The 7,752-nt window shown below is 71.1% G+C and carries 4 protein-coding genes; all 4 read right to left on the bottom strand.

Going from position 1 to position 7,752, the window contains the following annotated elements:
- Nucleotides 1-54 precede the first annotated feature (54 nt).
- Nucleotides 55-1,899: an outer membrane protein assembly factor BamB family protein gene (locus ACWGH4_RS26460; protein ID WP_453465369.1), complete on the bottom strand. Its 1,845-nt coding sequence runs from the start codon at nt 1,897-1,899 to the stop codon at nt 55-57.
- Nucleotides 1,900-1,951: 52 nt separating this feature from the next.
- A complete protein-coding gene (locus ACWGH4_RS26455) occupies nt 1,952-3,586 on the bottom strand; it encodes an outer membrane protein assembly factor BamB family protein (RefSeq protein WP_453465367.1) in 1,635 nt (544 codons plus the stop codon).
- A gap of 567 nt (nt 3,587-4,153) precedes the next feature.
- Nucleotides 4,154-5,959: an ABC-F family ATP-binding cassette domain-containing protein gene (locus ACWGH4_RS26450; protein WP_453465365.1), complete on the bottom strand. Its 1,806-nt coding sequence runs from the start codon at nt 5,957-5,959 to the stop codon at nt 4,154-4,156.
- A gap of 43 nt (nt 5,960-6,002) precedes the next feature.
- Nucleotides 6,003-7,316 carry an acyltransferase family protein gene (locus ACWGH4_RS26445; RefSeq protein ID WP_453465363.1) on the bottom strand — a complete coding sequence of 438 codons (1,314 nt, stop codon included), beginning with the start codon at nt 7,314-7,316 and terminating at the stop codon, nt 6,003-6,005.
- Nucleotides 7,317-7,752: the final 436 nt, after the last annotated feature.

Below are 7,752 nucleotides of genomic sequence, written 5' to 3'. Positions count from 1 at the left end.
CCCCTCGCGTCTGCGAGGGACCGGGCCGCGGTGCGGATGAAGCGGTGGAACGGATCAGCTCTTCGGGCCGAAGGAGATCGCCATGAACTTCGACGAGCTCGAGCTGCCCGTGTCGGGCTCGCTCAGGGTGTCGTCCGCGATGAACAGTCGCCCGTTCTTGAAGTGGTACTCCGAGCCGGACTCCACGAAGCTCGTCTCGGCGTCCCGCACCGTCTTGTCCGCCGGGTTCACCAGCAGGACGGTCTCCTTCAGGGTGGCGCCGTTGATGCTGACGACCTGGCCGCCCTTGTCGTAGGGGGGCCACTTGTAGGCGATGATGTTGCCGCCGTCCATGCGCAGCGGCAGCGAGTGGTAGCCGTCACCGGCGTCCGCACGGCCGCTGACGGCCTTTCCGGTCGCCAGGTCGAAGGCGATGATCTCGTTGGTGCGCGAGTAGGACTCGCCCGTTCCCTCGTGCTCCTCCGTCGGCAGGTAGATCCTGTCGTTGCCGACGACCACGAACTGGCAGCCCTCGACACCGTCGCTGGCGGAGCACCTCGCGAGGTACTTGTCGCCCGGCGCCGTGATCTTGGCGCGCAGCTTCCCGGTCTTGCCGTCGATCGAGAAGAAGTCCGAGATGCCGAACGTTCCCGTATCACCGACGTCGGCGGCGACGACCAGCGGGTCGGAGGAGACGATCCGCGCGTCCTCGACACCGGCCGGCATCTTGAAGGACGAGAGCGGCGTGCCGTTCTCCGGGTTGAGCGGCTGGATGGTCACCTGGGCGTTGTCGTACGAGCCGCAGCGGCGTACCGCGACGAGCGCCTTGCCGCCGCCGTAGCCGATGTCCCGGCACTCCTCGGCGTCGACGGTGGGCTTCCAGCGGACGGCGCCGGTCGTCAGGTCGAACGCGGCGCTGCCGCCGAGGTATCCGGCGGCCACCGTGTTGCCGCTGAGGGTGACCTGGTCGAAGCGGGCCTTCTCGTCACCGCTCGCGCCGCCGGTGACGGACTTGCTCCACAGCAGCTTGCCGGCGGCGAGGTCGACGACGCCGACCTCGGAGCACGGCGGGTAGCCCTTGTCGCCCTTGGCCCGCTTCGTGGCCTCGAAGACGACGGCGGTCTTGTTGTCCTCGGTCGTGTGACGCGAGGCGGCACACACCTGCCCGGGCAGGTCGAGAGTCCACAGCACGGTGCCCTTGGACACGTCGTGGGCCACGATCGAGTTGACGCTCGTCTTGACGAACGCCTTGTCGGTGACCCAGGAGCCCGGCACACCCGTCACGTCGAAGCGCGCGGGGATCGGCAGCTGGAAGGCGACCTTGGAGGCCGTGTCGGCCGGGGCCTTCTCCTTGCCGGGGCCGTCGGGGGCGGCCGGGGCGTCGTCGCCCTTCCCGCCCTTGCCGCCCTCGGTTCCGCCGGAGCTGTTCTTCGCCTCGTCCTGCTTGCCGCCGTCGTCCTTGGTGGACGAGTACAGGAAGCCGCCGCCGATGATCAGCACGATGGCGACGAACGCGGCGATGACGATCTGCAGTTGCGTCCTGTTCAGCAGTCCGCCGCCCCCGGAGGGCGCGGCCGGCTGCGGCATCATCGGCTGCGTCGGCGCGCTGTACGCGGGCTGCGGGTGGCCGTAGGGCGCGCCCGGCGCCGGGCTCTGCGGCTGCGACTGGGGATAGCCGTAACCCGGCTCGGCGGGAGGCGGCGTCTGCGGATAGCCGTAGGGCGCTCCCGGCGCGGGGGTCTGCGGCTGCGGCGCGGGGGTTCCGTACCCGCCGGCCGGCTGCTGGGGCTCCTTGGCCAGACCGTAGCCGCCGCCCGAGGGCGGGCCGGGCGGCTGGCTCGGGGGCTGGTTCGGCGGGCCGGGCGGCTGGTTCGGCGGCGGGCCGGGCGGCTGACTGGGCGGTGGCGGCGGCTGCGTCATGGCTTGCTTACCTCTGGGGGACGGAAGGTGGGTCCTACGACGGCGGAATCGGTCACTGGCCGAAGCCCATCATGGTCTTCGTCTCCTTCTCGGCCTTGTCGTTGGGCGCGCTCACACGACCGCTGGCGATGAAGAACCGGCCGTCCGCGTACGCCATCTTCGGGGAGTAGAAGGAGTTCTCGATCTCGGCGGTCGAGGCCGGGTGCTGGAGCAGCATCTTCGGCGCCCCACCGGTCGGCGCGACGGTGGCCACACCACCGCCCGTGTCGTACGAGGGCTGCATGTAGACGAGGACGTTGCCGCCCTCGATGCGCAGCGGGGTCATCTTGCGCTCCCCGCCGGCCGGCGCCCGCCAGGCTTCCTTGCCGCTGTCGAGGCTGAAGGCGACGAGCTCGTTGGCCTTGCCGTAGTCGGTCTCCGTGGCCATGTAGAAGTGCTTCGCGTCGGCGGCGACACCGGTGCAGCCCTCGAGGTTCTGACCGAAGATGACGAACGCGCCGCCGCAGCGCGGCTGGAACTTGTCGTTCTTGCCGCCCGAGATCTGCGAGCGCAGCTTGCCGTTGTCGGTCAGCGCGATGATCGACCACTTCTTCTCCGGCTCACGCTGGGTGATGGAGATGACCAGCGGGCTCGCGGAGTAGACCTTGTCGATCTCCCAGCCCTCGGGGGTGTTGTACGTCCACCGGGGCTTGCCGCTGGCGGGGTCGATCTCCTGGAGCTGCTGCTTCGGCTTGTCGTAGTCGTCCGTGGGGCAGCTCGCACCGGCCAGCAGCTTGGCGCCGCCGGCGAAGGCGAACGGCTTGCAGCCGCTGCCCGGCTTGCCGAAGAGCTGCTTGCCGTCGGCCATGGAGAAGCCGTAGGAGTTGCCGCTGCCGCCCACCGCGAGCGTGGTGCCGCTGATGGCCAGGGTGAAGTCGGAGAGGGAGGCGAACGCGCCGGACGCCTTCGGGATCGGCTTCTTCCAGCCGGCCTTGCCCGTCTTCAGGTCGATCATCTGGAGGTCGTTGCACTTGGCCTTCTCGGTGAGGCCGTCCTTGACACCGATGACGATCTTGCCGTCGGCGGAGGTCTGCGCCGGGGCCGAGCACACCTCCGCGGGCAGCGGCACGCTCCACTTCTTGCTGCCGTCGGTCACCGAGTAGCCGGCGACCTCCCGGTACATGGCCTTGACGACCGTGTCGCCGGCGACCCACGGGCCGAACACCTCGGCGCCGTTGCGGGGCAGGTCGATGTCGTTCTTCGTCAGGAACAGGACCTTGGCCTCGCCGTCCTTGCGGCCGGCGTTGAGGTCGTCGTCGCCCTCACGTCCGGTGCCGCTGCCGTCGCCCTGGTCGACGGACGCGGAGCCGGTCGGCTTCGGGTCGTCGCTGGACTTGCTGACGGTCGGCTTGTCCTCCTTGCCGTCACCACTGCTGACGGCGTACCAGGTTCCCCCGCCGACAAGGAGCAGCGCGGCGGCCGACGCGGCCACGATGATGCCGGTCTTCCCCTTGAAGAAGCCCCCACCGCCGCCGGGTGCGGGCGCGCCCGGGTACTGCGGCTGCGTCGGGTAGCCGCCGTACGGACCCGGCTGGTTGTACGCGCCGGGCTGCTGGTTGTACGGGCCCGGCTGCTGCGGAGTTCCCTGCTGAGGATCCTGCGGGGCTCCGAAGCCTCCCTGCGGGGGCTGGTTCGGCGGCTGCGTCATGGCGTACTACCTCATGAGTGGGAGATGCGAGTGGGAGTCGGGGATGTCCGGGCGGCCCGGACCGCGTTCATCTGCCGGAAGCCGTCACGGTGTTCAGCGGCACCTTCCGCTCACCGCCCGAGGGCGCGGTCACCGGCACGCCTCCCGCGCGGGGCGGGGATCCGATGCGGTGACGACGCCGCCGGGCGCGGGTGTGCCGGCGTGCACGGCGGACGGCTGCGGCGAACGGGTACGGCCGGCGGATACGCGTGCGGCTGCGGAACCCCGCGCCCATGGTCCGCAGGCCGTGCCTGACCGGACGGCGGCGACTGCCCCATCTGCGCTTCCCCCTTCGTACGGTCTGCTGCCCGGACGAACTCCCCCGCTCCTCCGGCAAGCGCATCGACCGGAAGGAGTGATTCGGACACGAACCCCGTTGTTCAGCATCAGTCGAGCGGGCCTTCTTTGTATCACCCGTGACGAGCGCAGAGCGGGGTCGGTCCTCCCCTGTTCCCAAGGGAGGACCGGGCCGTGATGGGGTTGTTACGCGCTCTGCACGGCTTCTCTACGGACGGCGGGGGCCGTTCGTCAGGCGTCTTCCGCCAGTTCGAGCCAGCGCATCTCCAACTCTTCGCGCTCTACGGCGAGTTCGCGAAGCTCCGCATCCAGCTTGGCGACCTTTTCGAAGTTTGTGGCGTTATCGGCGATCTGTGCGTGCAGCTTGGTCTCCTTGTCGGAGACCTTGTCGAGCTGCCGCTCGATGCGCTGGAGTTCCTTCTTCGCCGCGCGGGTGTCGGCCGCCGACTTCTCCTTGACGGCGCCGGACGGGGCCGGCGGCGGCGTCGGCACGGCGGCCTCGACCATCCGTGCCCTGCGCTCCAGGTACTCGTCGATGCCACGCGGCAGCATCCGCAGCGTGCCGTCGCCGAGCAGCGCGAACGTGCGGTCCGTGGTCCGCTCGAGGAAGAACCGGTCGTGCGAGATGACCACCATCGTGCCGGGCCAGCCGTCGAGGACGTCCTCGAGCTGCGTCAGGGTCTCGATGTCGAGGTCGTTGGTGGGCTCGTCGAGGAAGAGGACGTTCGGTTCGTCCATCAGCAGGCGCAGCAGCTGGAGCCGGCGCCGCTCACCGCCCGACAGGTCGCCGACGGGCGTCCACTGCTTCTCCTTGCCGAAGCCGAACTGCTCGCACAGCTGGCCCGCGGTCATCTCCCGGCCCTTGCCGAGGTCGACGCGGTCACGGACCTGCTGGACCGCCTCCAGCACGCGCAGCGCGGGCGGCAGTTCGGTGACGTCCTGCGAGAGGTAGGCGAGCCGTACGGTCCTGCCGACGGTGACCCGGCCCGCCACGGGCTGCTCCTCGCCGCCGGATTCGGCCGCCGCGGCGAGCGTACGCAGCAGTGAGGTCTTGCCCGCGCCGTTGACACCGACCAGACCGATGCGGTCGCCGGGGCCGAGCTGCCAGGTCAGATGCTTCAGCAGCACCTTCGGGCCGGCCTGGACCGTGACGTCCTCGAGGTCGAACACCGTCTTGCCGAGCCGGGCGGACGCGAACTTCATCAGCTCGGACGTGTCACGCGGCGGCGGCACGTCGGCGATCAGTTCGTTCGCCGCCTCGATGCGGTAGCGGGGCTTGGACGTACGGGCGGGGGCGCCGCGCCGCAGCCAGGCCAGCTCCTTGCGCACCAGGTTCTGCCGCTTGGTCTCCTCGGTCGCGGCGATCCGCTCCCGCTCGGCCCGTGCGAAGACGTAGTCGGAGTAGCCGCCCTCGTACTCGTACACGTCGCCGCGCTGCACGTCCCACATGCGGGTGCAGACCTGGTCGAGGAACCAGCGGTCGTGGGTGACGCAGACGAGCGCGGAACGGCGCGTCTGAAGATGCCGGGCGAGCCAGGCGATGCCCTCGACGTCGAGGTGGTTGGTCGGCTCGTCGAGGACGATCAGGTCCTGCTCCGCGATCAGCAGCTTGGCGAGCGCGATACGGCGGCGCTCGCCGCCGGACAGCGGTCCGATGACGGTGTCGAGCCCCTGCGGGAAGCCGGACAGGTCGAGCCCGTCGAACAGCCCCGTCAGCACGTCCCTGATCTTGGCGTTGCCCGCCCACTCGTGGTCGGCGAGGTCCCCGATGACCTCGTGCCGGATCGTCGCCTCCGGGTCGAGCGAGTCGTGCTGTGTCAGCACGCCGAGCCGCAGCCCGCCGCTCTGGGTGACCCGGCCGGTGTCGGGCTCCTCGAGCTTGGCGAGCATCCGGATGAGGGTGGTCTTCCCGTCGCCGTTACGGCCGACGACGCCGATGCGGTCTCCCTCCGAGACGCCGAGGGAGACCCCGTCGAGCAGGGCGCGTGTTCCGTACACCTTGCTGACTGCCTCGACATTGACCAGGTTGACGGCCATTTCTCTCCTGACAGGGGGAACGATCGACCTCCCAGCCTACTTGTCAGGCGCGGCTGCCCCGTCCGGCCCGTTCCACCAGCAGCCAGCCGCCGAGCGCCATGGCGACGGCGGCGGGGGCGCTGACGTGCACGGCGACCAGCATCGCCGTCCTGCCCTCGAGCAGCCCGCCGAATCCGACCATGGAAAGGCCCAGGATGCCGAACAGGCAGAGCGTGATCCCCACGGCGGCGATCGGCCCGGTGCCAGGCACCGGCGTGACGGCGCTCCGCACGGGACGTTCGAACCTGCGGAACGCGGCGACGAGCAGCGCGGTCAGTCCGGCCGCGGCGGCGATGCGCAGCGGCGTCTGCGCCCACCAGGCCGCCGACGCCGGCGCCCGCAGCGGAAGCCCGGCGGCGATCATCGCCCCGTAGACGCCGAGCATGGCGGTGAGGTGCCACAGGAAGGCGGTCATGGCGACCCCGTTGGCGGCCACCACACCCCGCCAGACGCGAGCTCGCCGCACGAACCGTCCGCCCGGTCCCTTGAGCAGCTCGACCGCGCCGACCAGCCACAGCCCGTGGAAGAGCAGGGCGAGGGTCGGCGGGGCCATGTTCGAGATCTTCTCGCCGGGCATCCCGACCATGGACAGCGGATACGGCCCGAGGGCAACGAGCGCGGCGGCCCCGGCGAGACCGGCCGCCGCCAGCGCGGCGGGCATCCGGATGCGCCCGTCGGCGCGCAGGAAGCCGAGCTGGTGGACGGCGAGCCAGACGAAGGCGAAGTTCAGGAACTCGACGAAGGGCACATGGGCGGTGAACCGCAGCACGTCCACGGCCGCCGCCGCGCCGAGGAGCGTGCCGAACGCGCCCCAGCCGAACCGCTCGTGCAGCTTCAGCAGCGGCGGGGTGAAGGCGACCATGGCGAGGTAGATCCCGATGAACCACAGCGGCTGCGCCACGAGCCGCAGCGCCACTCCGGTCATCCCGCCGCCCCCGCCGAGCAACTGCACGACGAGCGCGGCGGCGCCCCAGACGAGGACGAACGCCATCGTGGGCCGCAGGAGCCGCTGGAGCCGGCCGCGCAGGAACACCGAGTACACGGACCGGTCCGGGTGCCGGCGCCGCAGCGACCGGTAGGACAGGGCGTGCGAGAACCCGCCGACGAAGAAGAACACGGGCATCACCTGAAGGGCCCAGGTGAGCAGCTGCAGCTCCGGCACTACGGCGAGAAGGTTCCCGATGCCGTCGTCGGTGACCGCCGCCATGAGCCAGTGCCCGGCGACGACGGTCCCGAGCGAGGCGACCCTCAACAGATCGATGTACCGGTCCCTGCTGCCGGGGGTGGCGGCGGCAAGCTCACGAACGCTGGTTCCCATGGGGGTTACGGTGCCGGGGCGGCGGGGTGGGGCGGGAGAGCGCTCGTACTCAGGTGGGCGGTGAGTATGTGGGCGGGGGCGAGCAGGCGCGTGGGCCGCTGCGCGGGCGCGGGGGCCGCGTGCGGGCGCGCTGACAGCGGGGGCCGCGTGCGGGCGGGGGCAGGCGAGTGGGGCGCTGCACGGGCGCGTGCGGGCGCGGGGGCCGCGTGCCGGCGCGCTGACAGTGCGGGCCGCGTGCAGGCGCGTGGGCCGCTGCGCGGGCGGGGGCAGGCGCGTGGGCCGCTGCACGGGGCCGTTCCCCTCCCCGCCCCTTCCCGAACCGGGGCAAGCCCCGGACCCCGTACGGCCTTCCGCCGTGCCCTCAATCTCCCCCTACGGCCTGGCGGCCGTTTGGAGGTTCCGACCCAGGCAACTTCAGCCCCGCCGGCGTTTGAGG

The sequence above is a fragment of the Streptomyces sp. NPDC054847 genome (assembly GCF_053610925.1).
This window is presented reverse-complemented; position numbering and strand designations above follow the sequence as displayed.

Excerpts from the sequence above, each read along its gene's own strand:
- ACWGH4_RS26460 (WP_453465369.1), bottom strand. The coding sequence starts at position 1,899 with ATGACGCAGCCGCCGCCACCGCCCAGTCAGCCGCCCGGCCCGCCGCCG.
- ACWGH4_RS26455 (WP_453465367.1), bottom strand. The coding sequence starts at position 3,586 with ATGACGCAGCCGCCGAACCAGCCCCCGCAGGGAGGCTTCGGAGCCCCG.
- ACWGH4_RS26450 (WP_453465365.1), bottom strand. The coding sequence starts at position 5,959 with ATGGCCGTCAACCTGGTCAATGTCGAGGCAGTCAGCAAGGTGTACGGA.
- ACWGH4_RS26445 (WP_453465363.1), bottom strand. The coding sequence starts at position 7,316 with ATGGGAACCAGCGTTCGTGAGCTTGCCGCCGCCACCCCCGGCAGCAGG.